The 14,722-nt window shown below is 64.0% G+C and carries 16 protein-coding genes; 6 read left to right on the forward strand and 10 right to left on the reverse strand.

Annotated features, from left to right (window positions below; translation table 11 throughout):
- The first annotated feature begins 8 nt into the window (after positions 1 to 8).
- Entirely contained in the window at positions 9 to 296 is a 288-nt protein-coding gene (locus FOM02_RS27550) for a hypothetical protein (RefSeq protein WP_265440247.1), read from the forward strand.
- An 85-nt stretch (positions 297 to 381) separates the two neighbouring features.
- Here the strand turns inward: FOM02_RS27550 and FOM02_RS27555 are convergent, their stop codons facing one another.
- The 5 genes from FOM02_RS27555 to FOM02_RS27575 all read right to left on the reverse strand — a co-directional run bounded on the left by FOM02_RS27555 (position 382) and on the right by FOM02_RS27575 (position 3,901).
- Positions 382 to 672, reverse strand: coding sequence for a DNA -binding domain-containing protein (locus FOM02_RS27555; protein WP_265442207.1), 291 nt, complete (start codon positions 670 to 672; stop codon positions 382 to 384).
- 62 nt (positions 673 to 734) lie between these two features.
- Complete coding sequence (locus FOM02_RS27560; RefSeq protein WP_265440248.1) at positions 735 to 1,349, reverse strand: RNA ligase family protein; 615 nt, start codon at positions 1,347 to 1,349, stop codon at positions 735 to 737.
- Between the two features lie 49 nt (positions 1,350 to 1,398).
- On the reverse strand, positions 1,399 to 1,914 hold the full coding sequence (locus FOM02_RS27565) for a hypothetical protein (RefSeq protein ID WP_265440249.1): 516 nt from the start codon (positions 1,912 to 1,914) through the stop codon (positions 1,399 to 1,401).
- Positions 1,915 to 2,095: 181 nt separating this feature from the next.
- On the reverse strand, positions 2,096 to 2,467 hold the full coding sequence (locus tag FOM02_RS27570; RefSeq protein WP_265440251.1) for a helix-turn-helix domain-containing protein: 372 nt from the start codon (positions 2,465 to 2,467) through the stop codon (positions 2,096 to 2,098).
- Between the two features lie 1,278 nt (positions 2,468 to 3,745).
- The gene (locus FOM02_RS27575) at positions 3,746 to 3,901 is read right to left on the reverse strand and encodes a hypothetical protein (protein ID WP_156950860.1); all 156 of its coding nucleotides are present in this window, start codon (positions 3,899 to 3,901) and stop codon (positions 3,746 to 3,748) included.
- Between the two features lie 165 nt (positions 3,902 to 4,066).
- Here FOM02_RS27575 and FOM02_RS27580 point away from each other — a divergent pair, with 165 nt between their 5' ends.
- From FOM02_RS27580 to hflX, 4 genes are all read left to right on the forward strand, one after another.
- Positions 4,067 to 6,457 carry a sensor histidine kinase gene (locus FOM02_RS27580; protein WP_027558045.1) on the forward strand — a complete coding sequence of 797 codons (2,391 nt, stop codon included), beginning with the start codon at positions 4,067 to 4,069 and terminating at the stop codon, positions 6,455 to 6,457.
- Positions 6,458 to 6,474: 17 nt separating this feature from the next.
- Positions 6,475 to 7,845, forward strand: a complete 1,371-nt coding sequence (locus FOM02_RS27585; RefSeq protein WP_027558046.1) for a sigma-54-dependent transcriptional regulator — start codon at positions 6,475 to 6,477, stop codon at positions 7,843 to 7,845.
- 337 nt (positions 7,846 to 8,182) lie between these two features.
- Positions 8,183 to 8,431 (forward strand): RNA chaperone Hfq, encoded by a 249-nt coding sequence (gene hfq, locus FOM02_RS27590; protein ID WP_007591126.1) that lies wholly within the window; start codon positions 8,183 to 8,185, stop codon positions 8,429 to 8,431.
- Between the two features lie 11 nt (positions 8,432 to 8,442).
- Positions 8,443 to 9,825, forward strand: a complete 1,383-nt coding sequence (gene hflX, locus FOM02_RS27595; RefSeq protein WP_027558047.1) for a GTPase HflX — start codon at positions 8,443 to 8,445, stop codon at positions 9,823 to 9,825.
- 128 nt (positions 9,826 to 9,953) lie between these two features.
- Here hflX and FOM02_RS27600 read toward each other — a convergent pair whose 3' ends face one another.
- On the reverse strand, positions 9,954 to 10,982 hold the full coding sequence (locus FOM02_RS27600) for a DUF2278 family protein (RefSeq protein ID WP_027558048.1): 1,029 nt from the start codon (positions 10,980 to 10,982) through the stop codon (positions 9,954 to 9,956).
- A gap of 165 nt (positions 10,983 to 11,147) precedes the next feature.
- On the reverse strand, positions 11,148 to 11,996 hold the full coding sequence (gene mazG / locus FOM02_RS27605) for a nucleoside triphosphate pyrophosphohydrolase (protein WP_027558049.1): 849 nt from the start codon (positions 11,994 to 11,996) through the stop codon (positions 11,148 to 11,150).
- A 126-nt stretch (positions 11,997 to 12,122) separates the two neighbouring features.
- Here mazG and queC point away from each other — a divergent pair, with 126 nt between their 5' ends.
- A complete protein-coding gene (gene queC, locus FOM02_RS27610; RefSeq protein WP_027558050.1) occupies positions 12,123 to 12,836 on the forward strand; it encodes a 7-cyano-7-deazaguanine synthase QueC in 714 nt (237 codons plus the stop codon).
- A gap of 159 nt (positions 12,837 to 12,995) precedes the next feature.
- Here queC and FOM02_RS27615 read toward each other — a convergent pair whose 3' ends face one another.
- From FOM02_RS27615 to nthA, 3 genes are read right to left on the reverse strand one after another with little or no spacing between them, the layout of a single operon-like run.
- Entirely contained in the window at positions 12,996 to 13,376 is a 381-nt protein-coding gene (locus tag FOM02_RS27615) for a nitrile hydratase accessory protein (RefSeq protein ID WP_027558051.1), read from the reverse strand.
- Positions 13,376 to 14,035, reverse strand: coding sequence for a nitrile hydratase subunit beta (gene nthB / locus FOM02_RS27620; protein WP_027558052.1), 660 nt, complete (start codon positions 14,033 to 14,035; stop codon positions 13,376 to 13,378). The genes FOM02_RS27615 and nthB overlap by 1 nt, the downstream gene beginning before the upstream one ends.
- On the reverse strand, positions 14,032 to 14,667 hold the full coding sequence (gene nthA / locus FOM02_RS27625; protein WP_027558053.1) for a nitrile hydratase subunit alpha: 636 nt from the start codon (positions 14,665 to 14,667) through the stop codon (positions 14,032 to 14,034). The genes nthB and nthA overlap by 4 nt, the downstream gene beginning before the upstream one ends.
- Positions 14,668 to 14,722: the final 55 nt, after the last annotated feature.

Below are 14,722 nucleotides of genomic sequence, written 5' to 3' on the forward strand. Positions count from 1 at the left end.
GAGATCCAATGAGCTATTCGTTTTCGGTCGTCGGCTCGAGCAAAGCCGATGTCAAGCAGAAGATTGCCGACAGTTTTGCCAATGTCGTCACCAACCAGCCGAGCCACGCGGCCGACCGCGATGCCGCGATCGCTGGCGCCGGCGGGATGGTCGATGTGCTGAAGGATCCGGCCGACGGCGAGGAGATCCACGTCAGCATCCACGGTTCGCTCAGCTGGCAGCATGAAGCGGCCGACGCGTTCACGGGTGCGTCCGTCGGCGTGAGCGCGACGGTCCGAGCCAAGGCTACCGCCTGATCAGTCGCGTCGCGTTGAGTTCCTCCAGGTTAGCCCGCGTCGCCATGCCCGGCGGCGCGGGCTTTTTTCGTCAACCTAAGATGACTCAACGCGCGCCCGAGGGCCATCCACGTCGAAGCAGCTGCTTGTATCCGTGATCTGACATCCATCTCGCCCGAGCAAGATGACTGTCGAAGACGCGCCGTGAGCGATCTGGCTCGGCGTCAGGATCGATGCGCAGCACGATGCGTACAACTTCGCGCCAGTCGGCATCTTCGGCATCCGCGTCCATCAATCGCAAATACGTTACCCAGTGGGCTTCATCGTACGCGGTGAGTTCAGGGCCAGAGGGTGCAAGATCGGCGAGGCGAGGCTTCTCAAGCGGCGGCATCTGAATTCTCGTGGTGGTTGCGATGTGTCGCGATAGTCACCTCACTTTGCGGCAGCCCCGTGACAGCCTCAACTAGTCGTTGACCAGAACTGGTCTGCCACGCGGCTGAAAGCCGGGTGCTTGCGGTTCTTGACCTTGATCCAGTCTTTCGAGCGGCCGCCGCTGTATCGCCGATCGCGCCGTTTCGAGACGAGGCCCTCGAGGCGGAGGTCGCAGGCAGCACGAAACAGGTCAGGCCCGATCGCGCCGCTCTCGAAGGGCGCGATGAACATGCCGTCGGGACGGCCGCGCAGGAGCCGGGCGAGGCTGGTCTTGCGCATTTCCAGCGGCAGCTGGCGCAGATCCTCGCCCCCGAGCGCGAGGAGATCGAAGGCATAGAGCTGCACCTCCTCGTTGTGGCGGCGCGAGTGCAGCGCGTCGAAGTCGGAGATGCCGTCGACGCCGAGAACCACGGCCTCGCCATCGATGACGAATTGCTGCTCGCGGTTGCGCAGAGCGGCTTGGACTATCCACGGGAAGCGGTCGGTCCAGTTATGCCCGTTCCTGGTGATCAGGCGGACGGTGCGGCCATTGCGCTCCACACGGACGCGATAGCCGTCGTACTTGATCTCATGGAACCAGTCGGGGCCATCAGGGACGGCCTTGGCGGCCGTTGGCAGGCAGAACTCGAACGCGGGCGACATGATCGACAGATAGGTCCTGCGCCCGCCATTTGCGAATCCGAAAACCAGCTCACGTGCCGTGAGGCTCGGCCTCGAGGTCGGAATTCTGGTGGGCGACCCAGTTGCACCCCTGCGTCTGGCGCCAGCCGTGATCCTGGTTCGTCAGGCGGTCGAAGCTGCCGAGCGAGGGTTCGTCCTCATCGCCGGAGAGCTCGTCGTCGACATCGGGCTCGCACCCGTCGTGCTCGTCCTCGCGATCATCGCGTGGGCCTCTAGCCCAGCAAACTTGCGCGCCCTCATTGGCGGCGCCAAGCCAAGGCTCGGCATCGCCGGCCTCTTCCAGATCGCCACTCTCCTCGAGATCTGCATCGCCGTCGAGCTCGTCGACGAAGCTGATCAGCCGCTCGATCGCGATCGCGGCCGCGGCGGATGCTGATGCAGTGGGTGGCACCGCGAGCGCGGCGATCAACGGTAGATTGCGTCTGAGGATAGCCTTCTCTGCGCGTAGAGCGATGAGTGTGTGGGTCTCATTCTCGGCGATGATTCTGGCTTCGGTTTCGGGATAGCTGCGCGGATCGTGTGGCATTTCTGGAAGTCCCCATCCTTGGTCTTCCTCCCCGTTTCAATGTCATTTTTGTTCTCGTGAATGTGGAGAATGAAAGCACGCACACGTGGCGCTTGCCAGCGCGGGCACGCGTCGGCGTCCAAAATGGACGCGGGGGGCGGTTAAAGGTTAACAACGGCGGATTGAATCAAAACTGCCAGATCTAGCGCGACAGATTCTTGCTGGTCGTTCGCACCCGTGCAGTGAGCGTTCGATAGTTCTGCCGGGCGATACGATCCAATTGTTTGGCCGACGTGACGTAGACTTGGCCCGCTCTTTCGATTGTGCCGTTGCGGCAGAGGATGCGCAGGTGTCGGTCGACTGTTGGGCGCGGAATCCCGATAGAGGTGGATAGCCTGGTCGCCGTCATGGGGCGCCCCTCAATCGTGGCGACAAAGACAGCGGTGTCGATCAGAAGAATGCCGGCTCGCGAACCGAATCTGGATTGCTGGTCCGGCGCGAGCGTTCTGTGCAATTGGCGGGTGAGCTCCACCCACAAGCTTGCCAGATAGTACCGCTTAGGCAGCTGCGGCATGTCAGGGCCTCCCTGCCGCTACCCGGGGCTCGACCTGCGTGTCCGGGGTAAAAGCTGCGAGAATGTGCCGACCTGCGCCGGAAATGCTACCGATGGGCGCGAGTAGAGAACAGAGCGCGCACGCGAGTTTCAGAAATCATACAGAAATCCGCGAGGCGCTTTGCCGGCGTGCGATAGGCCGGTGCCAACGCGCCTCGACCGGCGCAGGCGCCGAATGGTACTGTCCGCCTAGTGTCTAACTTGAATTTCGAAGTGTCCTACTTACGTTACAGTGCAGCCCGGATCGGTCCGGGGTAGATTAGGCGGTGCCATGCTTAAGATGGTTCTTCCTGAGCCGAATAACCCTTTTGGCAGAGTTCAGTCGTGAGCGAAGCTTGAAGGGATAACCACATCTCGCGGCTATCACGTCCGGCAAACGTGAGTTCGAGGCAAATGTGGATCGATCCAAACACGGTGTTGCGCGGGTTCCCCAACGGGACCCCAAGCGATGGAGCCGCAAGGCGAGAGATTTTAGTCGAGAGACTTTAACTTTTGCAGTGTTTGGGCTGGCGACGGCCAGCTTGCCGAGAGGCCGCTCAGTTGGCGGCCTCTTTCATTTTAATTAGGACAGTACCCGCCGGATCACGGTTGCCCTGGGTACGCCCACATCGCGGAAGGCCGGGACTGCGAAATCGGGACGTCAGCGCTTGTGCCAAGGCCGGGAGCGGTCCGCCTCGATCGCGCGGGCTTCCCGGATCTGGGCATAGCTGATCTGGGACTGCAGGTCGGCCCATGCGGTCCGGAACTGCACCTTGGCGCGCCCATCAAGGCTAATGGCGCGGCCACGATGATCGCTTCGCTGGGGTACGTTCGGCAGGGCGCACGACCACGACCAGGCGTCCGCCGACGGCGATGGTTTTGTGGATGCGGCCGATCGCCAGATCGTCCCAAATCACGGTGTAGTCGCCGGGGCGCCTTCGCCTCCGATGACCGTTTTGCGTAATGCGAGATCGTCGGGCATGGCGCCCTTAAGGCATGCGAACGCAGAGAGAACAAAGGCGCGATCGAAAGTGTGTATCACGCTGTGTATCAGCCGATTTTGCCGGCAAGTAACGCATTGAATAGCTTGTAAAATTTTCAGTAATTTGGCGCGGCGGCGCCCCCTACCAGAGCGGAGCTGAGCCTGTCCGGATCGCGTTGGCCGTTGTGGCTGACGCGGTGAGCAGAAGTCCGGACCGGGCTGGAATGTTCCTCAGGAACATTCGAATAGTCATGCGACCGCTGAGCGCAGTGTCGGCGCTATCTGATCAAGCGCGCCACGACCGGCTGCATGTTGGCCATCTGCGCCGTCTGGTCCTGTCTGCTCGGGCCATTGACCAGCAGGTCGGAAGCTACGATCAGCAGCAGTACGGCCGAAACCATCATTGCGAGAAAGAACCTGTCCATGCCGGTCAAGCCGGAAGGGCGGCAATCCGTTCCGGCCGGCCGGACATAGGCCTGTGGATGCGCCGGTCCGCCGCGGGACAGACGCCGCGGAATTGTCGCAATTCGGCAACAATGTGGTACGAATACATCAGTATCCGCCCGCCGCGGACCCTCGTTTTCAGCACCATTGCCGGAATGACCAGCGCAGATACCTCGGCCGCACACTTCGACACGGCCCCACCGGAAGAGCCGCGCCGTTGGTCGGTGCGGCGCTGGCTGGCTCCGCTGGCCGTGGCCATGGCGCTGCTGTCGGCGCTCCTGACGTTCCTGGTCCTGACTGGCCTGACCCAGATCGAGCCGACGCCGGAGGTGGTCCGCTCGTTCTACCTGATCAACGCCGCCACCATCCTGCTCCTCGTCGGCATCATCGTTCGGGAACTCTGGCAGCTGATCCTGGCCCGCCGCCGCGGACGGGCGGCGGCGCGCCTTCATGTCCAGATCGTCAGCCTGTTCTCGATCGTGGCGGTGCTGCCGGCGGTGCTGGTCGCCGTCGTCGCCAACGTCACGATCGAGCGCGGTCTCGACCGGCTGTTCTCGGGCCCAACCAAGGAAGTGATCCAGAATTCGCTGACGATCGCGCGGGCCTACATGCAGGACCACGCGCAACTGATCCGCGGCGACATTCTCGGCATGGCCAACGACATCGCCCATGCGAGGCCGCTCTACGACCAGGATCGCCGCTCGTTCCGCGAGCTGCTGACCGCGAGCGCCGGCTCCCGCAATCTGCCGGGCGCGATGATCATCGACAAGAACACCAACATCCTGGAATCCGCCGACACCGGCATGCGGCTGGCCTATTCGCCGCCGGCCCCGGACTTCCTCAGCAACGTCAACGAATCCGAGCCCGAAATCGCGGTGCTACCGGATGCGAGCTTCGTCGCGGCGGTGATCCGCCTGCGCGCCTTCAACGACACCTTCCTCTACGTCGCGCGGCCGCTTGATCCCAACGTGGTCGCCCAGCTCAAGCAGACCGAGGTCAGCGTCGCCGAATACGCCCAGATCGAGTCACGGCGGCTCGGCATCCAGGTCGCCTTTGCGCTGATGTTCGCAGTGATCGCGCTGACGATTTTGATGGCCTCGGTGCTGATCGGCCTCAACTTCGCCAACTCGCTGGTCTCGCCGATCCGGCGGCTGATGAACGCGGCGCACACGGTCTCGACCGGCGATCTGCATGTCCAGGTGCCCGTGCACCAGTCCGAGGGCGATCTCGCGCAGCTGGGCGAGACCTTCAACAAGATGACGCAGGAATTGCGCAGCCAGCGCGACGAGCTCGTCAACGCCAGCGATCTCATCGACAGCCGCCGCCGCTTCATCGAGGCCGTGCTGTCCTCGGCGAGCGCCGGCATCATCGGCGTCGATACTTCGGGTAGCGTCGGCATCCTCAACCGCTCCGCCGAAAAGCTGATCGGGCACTCCGAAGCGGAGACGCTCGGCCATCCGCTGTCCGACGTGCTGCCCGAGCTCGACGAGATGATGAAGACGGCGCGGGAAGGGACCCAGCGCCTGGTGCAGGGCCAGATCACGATCACCCGCGACGGCGCCGAGCGCAATCTGTCGGTCCGCGTCAGCGCCGAGAAGAACCAGCCGCACGACAGCTACATCATCACGCTCGACGATATCACCGAGCTGGTCTCGGCGCAGCGCACCTCAGCCTGGGGCGACGTGGCGCGCCGCATCGCCCACGAGATCAAGAACCCGCTGACGCCGATCCAGCTGTCGGCCGAGCGCATCCGCCGCAAGTTCGGCAAGACCATCACCGAGGACAAGGACAAGCAGATCTTCGACCAGTGCACCGACACCATCGTGCGCCAGGTCGACGACATCAGGCGCATGGTCGACGAGTTCTCGCGCTTTGCGCGGATGCCGAAGCCGGTGATGGAAGGCGAGGACGTCGCCGACACCGTGCGGCAGGCCGTGTTCCTGATGAAGGTCGCCCATCCCGAGCTCGATATCGAGGCCGAGTTCAAGGAAGACCCGCTGCGCGCCCAGTTCGACCGGCGGCTGATCTCGCAGGCGGTCACCAATATCGTCAAGAACGCCACCGAGGCGATCGAGCAGGTCCCGCCCGAGGAGCTCGGCAAGGACGGCGGCAAGGGGCGTATCGACGTCGTGGTCTCGCGCGAAGGCACGGACGTGCTGATCGACGTCATCGACAACGGCATCGGCCTGCCCAAGGTCGCGCGCTCGCGGCTGCTTGAACCCTACGTGACCACGCGCGCCAAGGGCACCGGGCTTGGCCTTGCCATCGTCGGCCGCGTGCTGGAGGACCATGGCGGGCGCATCGAATTGAAGGACGCCTCCGACTTCCGCGAGGGCCAGCGTGGCGCCTGGATGCGCCTGCGCTTTGCGATCTCCGGCCAGCCCGCGAAGTCCGAGGTAGCCGATGCAGCACCGCCGGCCAAGGACGCGGCCAGCGCCGCTGTCAAGGACCAGGCGCAAGAAACAAAACGACCGTCGGCCGAAACCAAAGAGCCGGCAGAAAAGACCAATGATTCAACGAAAATCGAAGCCTCAACAGGCAGCTGAGAAGACAGGCGCGACCCATGGCTAGTGAAATTCTGATTGTCGATGATGAGGCCGATATTCGGGATCTCGTTGCGGGCATTCTCGAAGACGAGGGCTTTGTCACAAGGACTGCACGCGACAGCGATACGGCACTCGCCGAGATCGCCAACCGCAGGCCGCATCTGGTGTTTCTCGACATCTGGCTGCAGGGCTCCAAGCTCGACGGCTTGCAGCTGCTGGAGCAGGTCAAGAAGGACAATGCCGATCTGCCGGTCGTGATGATTTCCGGCCACGGCAACATCGAGACCGCGGTCGCCGCGATCAAGCGCGGCGCCTACGACTTCATCGAGAAGCCGTTCAAGGCCGACCGGCTGATCCTGGTCGCAACCCGAGCGTTGGAAAACTCGCGGCTCAAGCGCGAGGTCAAGGAGCTGAAGCAGCTGGCGCCGAGCGCAAGCCAGCTCGTCGGCCGCTCGCCGAGCATGAACCAGCTGCGCCAGACCATCGAGCGCGCGGCCAAGGCCAATAGCCGCATCCTGATCGTCGGCCCCGCCGGTGCCGGCAAGGAGCTGACCGCGCGCACGCTGCACACGGCTTCGGGCCGCGCCGACGGCCCCTTCGTCGTCATCAACGCCGCCGCGATCACGCCCGAGCGCATGGAGCACGAGCTGTTCGGCGTCGAGCAGTCCAATGGCGAGCAGCCGCGCAAGCCCGGCGCGCTGGAAGAGGCGCATGGCGGCACGCTGTTCATCGACGAGATCGCGGACATGCCGCGCGAGACCCAGAACAAGATCCTGCGCGTCCTGGTCGAGCAGTCGTTCCAGCGCGTCGGCGGCACCGCCAAGGTGCAGGTCGACGTGCGCATCATCTCCTCGACTGCACGCAATCTCGAGGAGGAGATCGCGGCCGGCCATTTCCGCGAGGACCTCTATCATCGCCTCTCGGTGGTGCCGATCCGCGTGCCCGCGCTGTCGGAGCGGCGCGAGGACATCCCGGAATTGATCGACTATTTCATGGAGCAGATCTCGGCCGGCAGTGGCCTGCCCAAGCGGCAGATCGGGCAGGACGCGATGGCGGTTCTGCAATCGCATGTCTGGCCCGGCAATGTGCGCCAGCTCCGCAACAACGTTGAGAGGGTCATGATTCTGGCAGCGGGCGGCCCGGAGGTGATCATCACCGCCGACATGCTGCCGCAGGACGTCGGCTCGATGGTGCCGGCGATGCCGACCAGCAACAATGGCGAGCACATCATGGGCCTGCCGCTGCGCGAGGCGCGCGAAGTGTTCGAGCGCGACTATTTGATTGCACAGATCAGCCGTTTTTCAGGAAATATTTCTCGTACGGCCGAGTTCGTTGGCATGGAACGGTCGGCCTTGCACCGGAAGTTGAAGGCGCTCGGGGTCGGGTGACGATGCGGGATACTGGTCAGCATACAGAGGACGCGTCAAAAGCGGGAATCCAGAGCCTCCGTACAGTTACCGTCGGAAATGGCTCTGGCGCCGCGACGTTGCGGCCACACCTTTAGGGATTGGCGAGGAAAATCATCTATTTCCGTAGTTTTTCGGAGAAAACGGACGTGGTCTGCCGTGTGAAGCGGCTTGCCTAATAACCCGTCCTGCCCTCTAATCGAACTGCTGTTCCTCCGAGGGGGATCTCATGAGGAGCGGCAACCGGATGAGACCCCATATTTTGAAAAGCGGGGCGCAACCGGCGCAATAAAAAGAAACTCAAAGCGAGAAAAAAACAATGGCGGCAGACCGCGCACAAAACCTACAGGACACCTTCCTTAATCACGTTCGCAAAACCAAGACGCCACTGACGATCTTTCTGGTCAACGGAGTGAAGCTCCAGGGCATCGTGACCTGGTTCGACAATTTCTGTTTGCTGCTTCGGCGCGACGGTCATTCGCAGCTCGTCTACAAGCATGCGATCTCGACCATCATGCCGGGCGCTCCGATCCAGTTGTTCGAAGGCGGCGAGGATCAGCCGGCTTGAGAGTGATCTGATTGGAACCCCGGAATTTCGACGGGGATGCCGACCGTCCGCGGTCGGCTGGGGCTAAGCAGACGGGGCGGGTGCTTGTCATCGGCCCCTACTTGCGAGCGCGCGCGGGAAGTGCCGACGCGCAATCGGAGAGCCATGTTCGGCGTGACGCCGAGGCCCGGCTCGACGAAGCCGCTGGCCTCGCGCGCGCGATCGACCTCGTCATTGCCGACGCCATCATCGCGCCGATCAGCCAGATCCGGCCCGCGACCTATATCGGCAAGGGCAAGGTCGAGGAGATCGCCGCGCTGGCCAAGAGCCTCGACGTCGAGCTCGTGGTGATGGATTGCGCGCTGGCGCCGATCCAGCAGCGCAATCTCGAAAAGGAATTGCACGCCAAGGTGCTCGACCGCACCGGCCTCATCCTCGAAATCTTCGGCCGCCGCGCCAAGACCAAGGAGGGCTCGCTCCAGGTCGAGCTGGCGCATCTCAACTACCAGCGTTCGCGCCTGGTGCGGTCCTGGACCCATCTGGAGCGCCAGCGCGGCGGTTTCGGATTCATGGGCGGTCCCGGCGAGACCCAGATCGAGGCCGACCGCCGCCTGATCCAGGAGCGCATCACCAAGCTCGAGGGCGAGCTGAAGAAGGTGCAGGCGACGCGGCGGCTGCATCGCGCCGGCCGCCAGCGCGTGCCGTACCGCGTGGTCGCGCTGGTCGGCTACACCAACGCCGGCAAGTCGACGCTGTTCAACCGCCTGACCCGCGCCGACGTGCAGGCCGCCGACATGCTGTTCGCAACGCTCGACCCGACCTTGCGCGCGCTCAACCTGCCGCATGGCGGCAAGGCGATGCTGTCCGACACCGTCGGCTTCATCTCGAACCTGCCGACGCAGCTGGTCGCCGCCTTCCGCGCCACGCTGGAGGAGGTGCTGGAGGCCGACGTCATCCTGCACGTCCGTGACATCTCGCATGAGGACGCCGAGGCCCAGCAGAGCGACGTCGACGCCGTGCTGCGCCAGCTCGGCATCAACCCCGATGACTCTGGCCGCATCATCGAGGTCTGGAACAAGATCGATCGTTACGATCCCGAGCAGCGCGAAGAGCTCTTGAACATCGCCGCGCGCAGGCCGGAGGATCATCCGGCGATGCTGGTCTCCGCCGTGTCGGGCGAGGGGATCGACGCACTGCTCGCCGCGATCGAAGAGCGGTTAGCGGCCAAGCGCACCACGCTCGATCTCTCCATCGACGCCGCCGACGGCGCCGGCATCAGCTGGCTGCATCGCAATTCCGAGGTGCTGGCGAAAGAGCTGCACGACGGCCGCTTCGACATGACCGTGCGGGTCGACGAGACCAAGCGGGATATCGTGGTGAACAGGTTCGACGCCGTGCCGCGTCTGTCGGCGTAATCCAGCCCCACTTTGTAGCCCGGATGGAGCGAAGCGAAATCCGGGATGTCACAACGCGACGCGCCCCGGATTGCGCTTCGCTCCATCCGGGCTACGGACTTTCTGCGTAAGCCTTGTGACTCAGGACACTAGAACGGAATGGTCAGGCCCGGAGTTTTCGCTTGCGCCCTGGTATAGGCGACGCCGTGGATCTTGATCCCATGATCGTCCAGCAGCGAAATGATGCCGCCTTGGTTCGACAGTTCCATCGGCTTCTGAACGACAACGGCCAGCGTGCCGCCGGCCGCGATCGTCCCTGACAGCACCATCTTGTTCTTCTGCTTGTCGGCCAGCATCCAGCCGGTGAGATCGATGTCGCGATCGGCCGTGTTGAGCAGCGTCACGACTTCCCGCTCGGGCGTCTTCACAGCGTTGACGAGTGCCGCAATGATGCGCACGAGGCCGTCGGGCATCTGCCCGGTCGGAGGGATCGTCGGATCCGGCCGCGGTGTCGGCGTGCCGCCGCCGAGATCGATGGGATCACCGGTCTTGTCGTCGGTGTGCCAGGCCTGCGTCTGGAATTTGAGGAAGATCGCGGTCCATAGGTTCTGATCCGGGAATTCGAACACCAGCCCTCCGTCCTGCCACGGTCCGTTGTCGCCGGAGAATTTTCCGCTCGGATTTCCCTGATTCATATGGATATCGTGAATGCCGCGTCCGGGGCGGAAACCGAAATAATTGTCCGCTTTCGGCTCGGGTCCCCATGTCTCGCCGAACGCGTACATCATCGCGTTTTCGTTCGAGAGAGCACGCTGGACGAACTGGTCGAGTTTCTCGTTGAGGTCATTGTCCGGTCCGGGCAAGGACAGCGGGAGCGGCACCATCTCCTGCGGCTGCATCAGATTTCCACGAATGAAGTCGAGCGCGAGACCGCCCGGTCTCGGCGGTTGCGCGTGCAGTCCCGGCGGCAGCGCCGCGAGCTGGTCCGTGATCGGATGGACAAAGCGCGATCGCACCAGGAACTCGACTTCGCTGCCGTCGGCCGACTGCACATTGACGGCGATGCGGAAATCCGCGTTGTCGGCCACGATATGGACTTGATAGTGCGGCGATTGGCCAGTGCCGAAACGCATCGCGATCGGGCGTCCCTTGAGGACCGAATAGTGCTTCAGTGGCATCGCACTCACCTGTGTTTCGGCTGCGCGGGCTTCGTTATTCAACTTTAGACTGCGGGTCGTGACGGTTTCATGGCTTCATCGTCTCGGCCGCATTCAGGAAAAACTGCTGACCTATCCGGAAATCACGTCAGCCCGCCGATGCCACATCAGGGCAATGCCGTAAGGCTAGCGGCGAGCCTCCTGGCGAGTCTCCGGTTTCTCCACGACCTTCGCTGCATTCCACAGCGCGTCCATCTCTTCCAGCGACGCCTGGTCCAGCGTGCGGCCCTGCGCCTCCAGCGTACGCTCGATGAACGCAAAGCGCCGCTCGAACTTCGCATTGGTCGCGCGCAGTGCGGCTTCCGGATCGGCATCGACGTGACGGGCGAGGTTGACGAGGGCGAACATCAAATCGCCGGTCTCTTCGGCAATCTCCTGCCTGTCGTTGCGGTCGAGCGCGGCCTCGATCTCGTCGGCTTCCTCGCGGATCTTTTGCAGGACCGCGCGCGGGTCGTTCCAGTCGAAGCCGACGGTGGAAGCCTTGCGCTGCAGCTCCATCGCGCGCGTCAGCGCCGGCTGGCCGGCCTTCACGCCGGACAGCAACGATTTGTGCGCGGGCATTTGCTCCGGCGGCCGGCGCGCGGCACGCTCGGCCTTCTCCTCGGCCTTGATGCGGTCCCAGACTTCCTTGACGTGGTGGGAGGCGAGATTGCCGTCCTTGTCGGCGAAGACATGCGGATGGCGCCGGATCATCTTTCGCGTGATGGCCTCAACGACATCACCGAACGCAAAGGCGTTCTGCTCCGACGCCATCTGGGCGTGGAACACGACCTGGAGCAGGAGATCGCCAAGCTCCTCTCTGAGATCGTCGAGATCGCCGCGGGTGATGGCATCGACCACCTCGTAGGCCTCCTCGATCGTGTAGGGCGCGATCGTCGAAAAGTCCTGCTCGAGGTCCCAGGGGCAGCCGGTCACCGGCGTGCGCAGCGCCGCCATGATCTCGATCAGGCGGGAAATGTCGCGGGAAGGGGTCATTGCGGGGCCGTCTCCTGGGTCCAGAGACTTATGCCAAAAGCGGGCCGCCGTTCCCAGCGCGGCGCGGCGGAACGGACCGATTTCCACCGATTGGCGGGCCGCGCCCGCAATGCTAAAGCGCGGGCCATGAGTGACGCATTTTCATCACAAACCGCGCTCGTGCTGTTTTCGGGCGGCCAGGATTCCACCACCTGTCTCGCCTGGGCGCTGAGCCGCTTCGCGCGCGTGGAGACGCTGGGGTTCGAGTATGGCCAGCGCCATGCCATTGAGCTCGCCTGCCGCGACCGTCTGCTCGACGGCATCAAGGGCCTGCGCGAGGACTGGGCTCTAAGGCTCGGCGAGAGCCATACGCTGTCGATCCCGACGCTGGCCGCCGTGTCCGAGACGGCGCTGACGCGCGACGTCGCGATCGCCATGGGCGCCGACGGCCTGCCCAATACGTTCGTGCCCGGCCGCAACCTGGTGTTCCTGACCTTTGCAGCAGCGCTGGCCTATCGGCGCGGTATCACGGACATCGTCGGCGGCATGTGCGAGACCGACTATTCCGGCTATCCCGATTGCCGCGACGACACCATCCGCGCCATGCAGGCCGCACTGTCTCTGGGCATGGCCCGCAAATTCGAGCTGCACACGCCACTGATGTGGATCGACAAGGCCGCGACCTGGAAGCTGGCGCATGATCTCGGTGGCGACGGGCTAGTCGACCTCATCCGCGAGCAGTCCCACACCTGCTATCTCGGCGAACGCGGCGCGCAGCACGACTGGGGCTACGGCTGTGGCGAGTGTCCGGCGTGCAGCCTGCGGGCGAAGGGGTGGCGGGAGTTCGTGGCGGGGCGCTGAGCCCACATTTTCGGTGTCATCACCCGCGAAAGCGGGTGATCCAGTATCCCAGAGGCCGTGTTTGGGCCGAGGGACCGCGGCGTACTGGATTCCCCGCCTTCGCGGGGAATGACAGTATTGGTTGGAGCAACAGCGTCCGCAACACGACGCGGCGCTAGACTACCCCGCAAAATCCTCGTCCCGCAGCTCGATCGGCTTGCCATGCGGCGTACGATCCGCAGCATGGTCCCAAGCGTCGCGGTAGCGGTGCAGGGTCTCCATCGAGGCGACGCCTTTCCGCGCGACGAGGCCTTCCAGTGTGGCGAGCCAGTGCAAATAATACGTCTCGCCCGTATCAGGATCGCCGGCGGCCTGTGCGCGCTTGATCTCGTCGGCCAGCGCCGCCGCCCATTCGGGCCAAGTGAACACGCCGCGCTCGTGCAGGCTCAAGGCCATCGCGAAGGCATGCGCCTCCCAGGGCGCGCGGAACACCGGGCCGTCGTCATCGCGCGGAATGCTCGGGATGGCCGCCGTCGCGGCCGCGGCAGCCGTGCTGCTCATCAAGCCGGGTCCAGATAGGGCTCGAACGCGTCGATCGAGACCTTCAGCGTCGGATCGCCATCTTCGCCCCAGAGATCGCTGCCTTCGAACACCACGGTGTAGAGCCATTGCGGATTCTCGCCGAGCTCCATCGCCGCCGAGTCCGGAAACACGTGGCAGCCGTGGTTGAGCTCGACGACACCGACATGGCCGCGGACATAGCGCGGCAGCCGTGTGTGCGTGGTCGGATGGATGTTCTTGGCGCGGACGCGATCGCCGATCTTGAATCTTGCCGGCGCCGGAGCAGGGCGGGCAAACTTGCCGCGCACCATCACGCGCTCGACATTGGCGAGATCGAACTTGCCGTGCTTGAGCGCCTTTCCGGGCTGCATGGCGTGGCCGGCCGCGACTTCCTCACGCGTGAGGTAGCCCTTCTCGATCAGCATCTCCTCGAGCCCGAGGAACCATTTCTTGTAGTAGGAGCTCGACAGATACACATGCGGCGGCAGCGTCTCGCGGTAGAAGCGCGAGGTGTCGATGTTGAAGGCGCCGGCCGCGCCCATCGCGCGCACCATGGCCAGCACGCGCGACTCCCACTCCTCATGAAACATCGGCTCGTTCGGCTCGGGCTCGACCTTGCCGAAGCCGTCCATGCCGCCCATGTCGTGGACGCCGTTCACGACGGCGCTCCAGGCTTGGCCGGAAAGCCGGTGCCGATCATGGAGTCGCGCGTGACGAGCTCGGCGAGCTGCTCCTCGCTCCAGCCTTCGGTGCCTTCGGGGCGCATCGGCAGCACCAGGAAGCGCGTCTCGGCAGTGGAGTCCCAGACACGGAGCTCGATGTCCTTCGGCAGGCTGACACCGAAATCGGCGAGCACGCCGCGCGGATCCTTCACCGCGCGCGAGCGATAGGGCGCGGCCTTGTACCAGACCGGCGGCAGCCCCAGCATTTCCCAGGGGTAGCAGGAGCACAGCGTGCACACGACCATGTTGTGGCGCACGGGCGTGTTCTCGACCACGACGAGATGGTCGCCGACGCGGCTGACATGGCCGAGCGTGCCGATCGCCTTGCTACCGTCCTCCAGCAGCGCCTGCTTGAACGCCGGATCGGTCCAGGCCTTGGCGACGACGCGCGCGCCATTATGCGGGCCAATCTTGGTCTCATAGGCCTGGATGATCGCATCGAGCGCAGCCGGCTCGACATAGCCTTTTTCGGTCAGGATCGTCTCGAGCGCGCGCACGCGCAGCTCGGTCTCGGACAGCTCCGAATGATCGTGATCGTGGTGATGATGATGGTCGTGATCGTGGCTCATGGGACGAAGGATAGGCGCAATGGTCCCCGCCTGTCGAGTATGCGTTGCGGTGCAG

It is taken from the genome of Bradyrhizobium sp. SEMIA, assembly GCF_014844175.1.
Classification (GTDB): domain Bacteria; phylum Pseudomonadota; class Alphaproteobacteria; order Rhizobiales; family Xanthobacteraceae; genus Bradyrhizobium; species Bradyrhizobium arachidis.

Coding starts and splice junctions, on each gene's coding strand:
- FOM02_RS27560 (WP_265440248.1), bottom strand. CDS start 1,349: ATGTCGCCCGCGTTCGAGTTCTGCCTGCCAACGGCCGCCAAGGCCGTC.
- nthA (WP_027558053.1), bottom strand. CDS start 14,667: ATGAGCCACGATCACGACCATCATCATCACCACGATCACGATCATTCG.
- FOM02_RS27580 (WP_027558045.1), top strand. CDS start 4,067: ATGACCAGCGCAGATACCTCGGCCGCACACTTCGACACGGCCCCACCG.
- mazG (WP_027558049.1), bottom strand. CDS start 11,996: ATGACCCCTTCCCGCGACATTTCCCGCCTGATCGAGATCATGGCGGCG.
- FOM02_RS27570 (WP_265440251.1), bottom strand. CDS start 2,467: ATGCCGCAGCTGCCTAAGCGGTACTATCTGGCAAGCTTGTGGGTGGAG.
- FOM02_RS27615 (WP_027558051.1), bottom strand. CDS start 13,376: ATGAGCAGCACGGCTGCCGCGGCCGCGACGGCGGCCATCCCGAGCATT.
- FOM02_RS27565 (WP_265440249.1), bottom strand. CDS start 1,914: ATGCCACACGATCCGCGCAGCTATCCCGAAACCGAAGCCAGAATCATC.
- FOM02_RS27600 (WP_027558048.1), bottom strand. CDS start 10,982: ATGCCACTGAAGCACTATTCGGTCCTCAAGGGACGCCCGATCGCGATG.
- queC (WP_027558050.1), top strand. CDS start 12,123: ATGAGTGACGCATTTTCATCACAAACCGCGCTCGTGCTGTTTTCGGGC.
- hfq (WP_007591126.1), top strand. CDS start 8,183: ATGGCGGCAGACCGCGCACAAAACCTACAGGACACCTTCCTTAATCAC.
- FOM02_RS27585 (WP_027558046.1), top strand. CDS start 6,475: ATGGCTAGTGAAATTCTGATTGTCGATGATGAGGCCGATATTCGGGAT.
- FOM02_RS27550 (WP_265440247.1), top strand. CDS start 9: ATGAGCTATTCGTTTTCGGTCGTCGGCTCGAGCAAAGCCGATGTCAAG.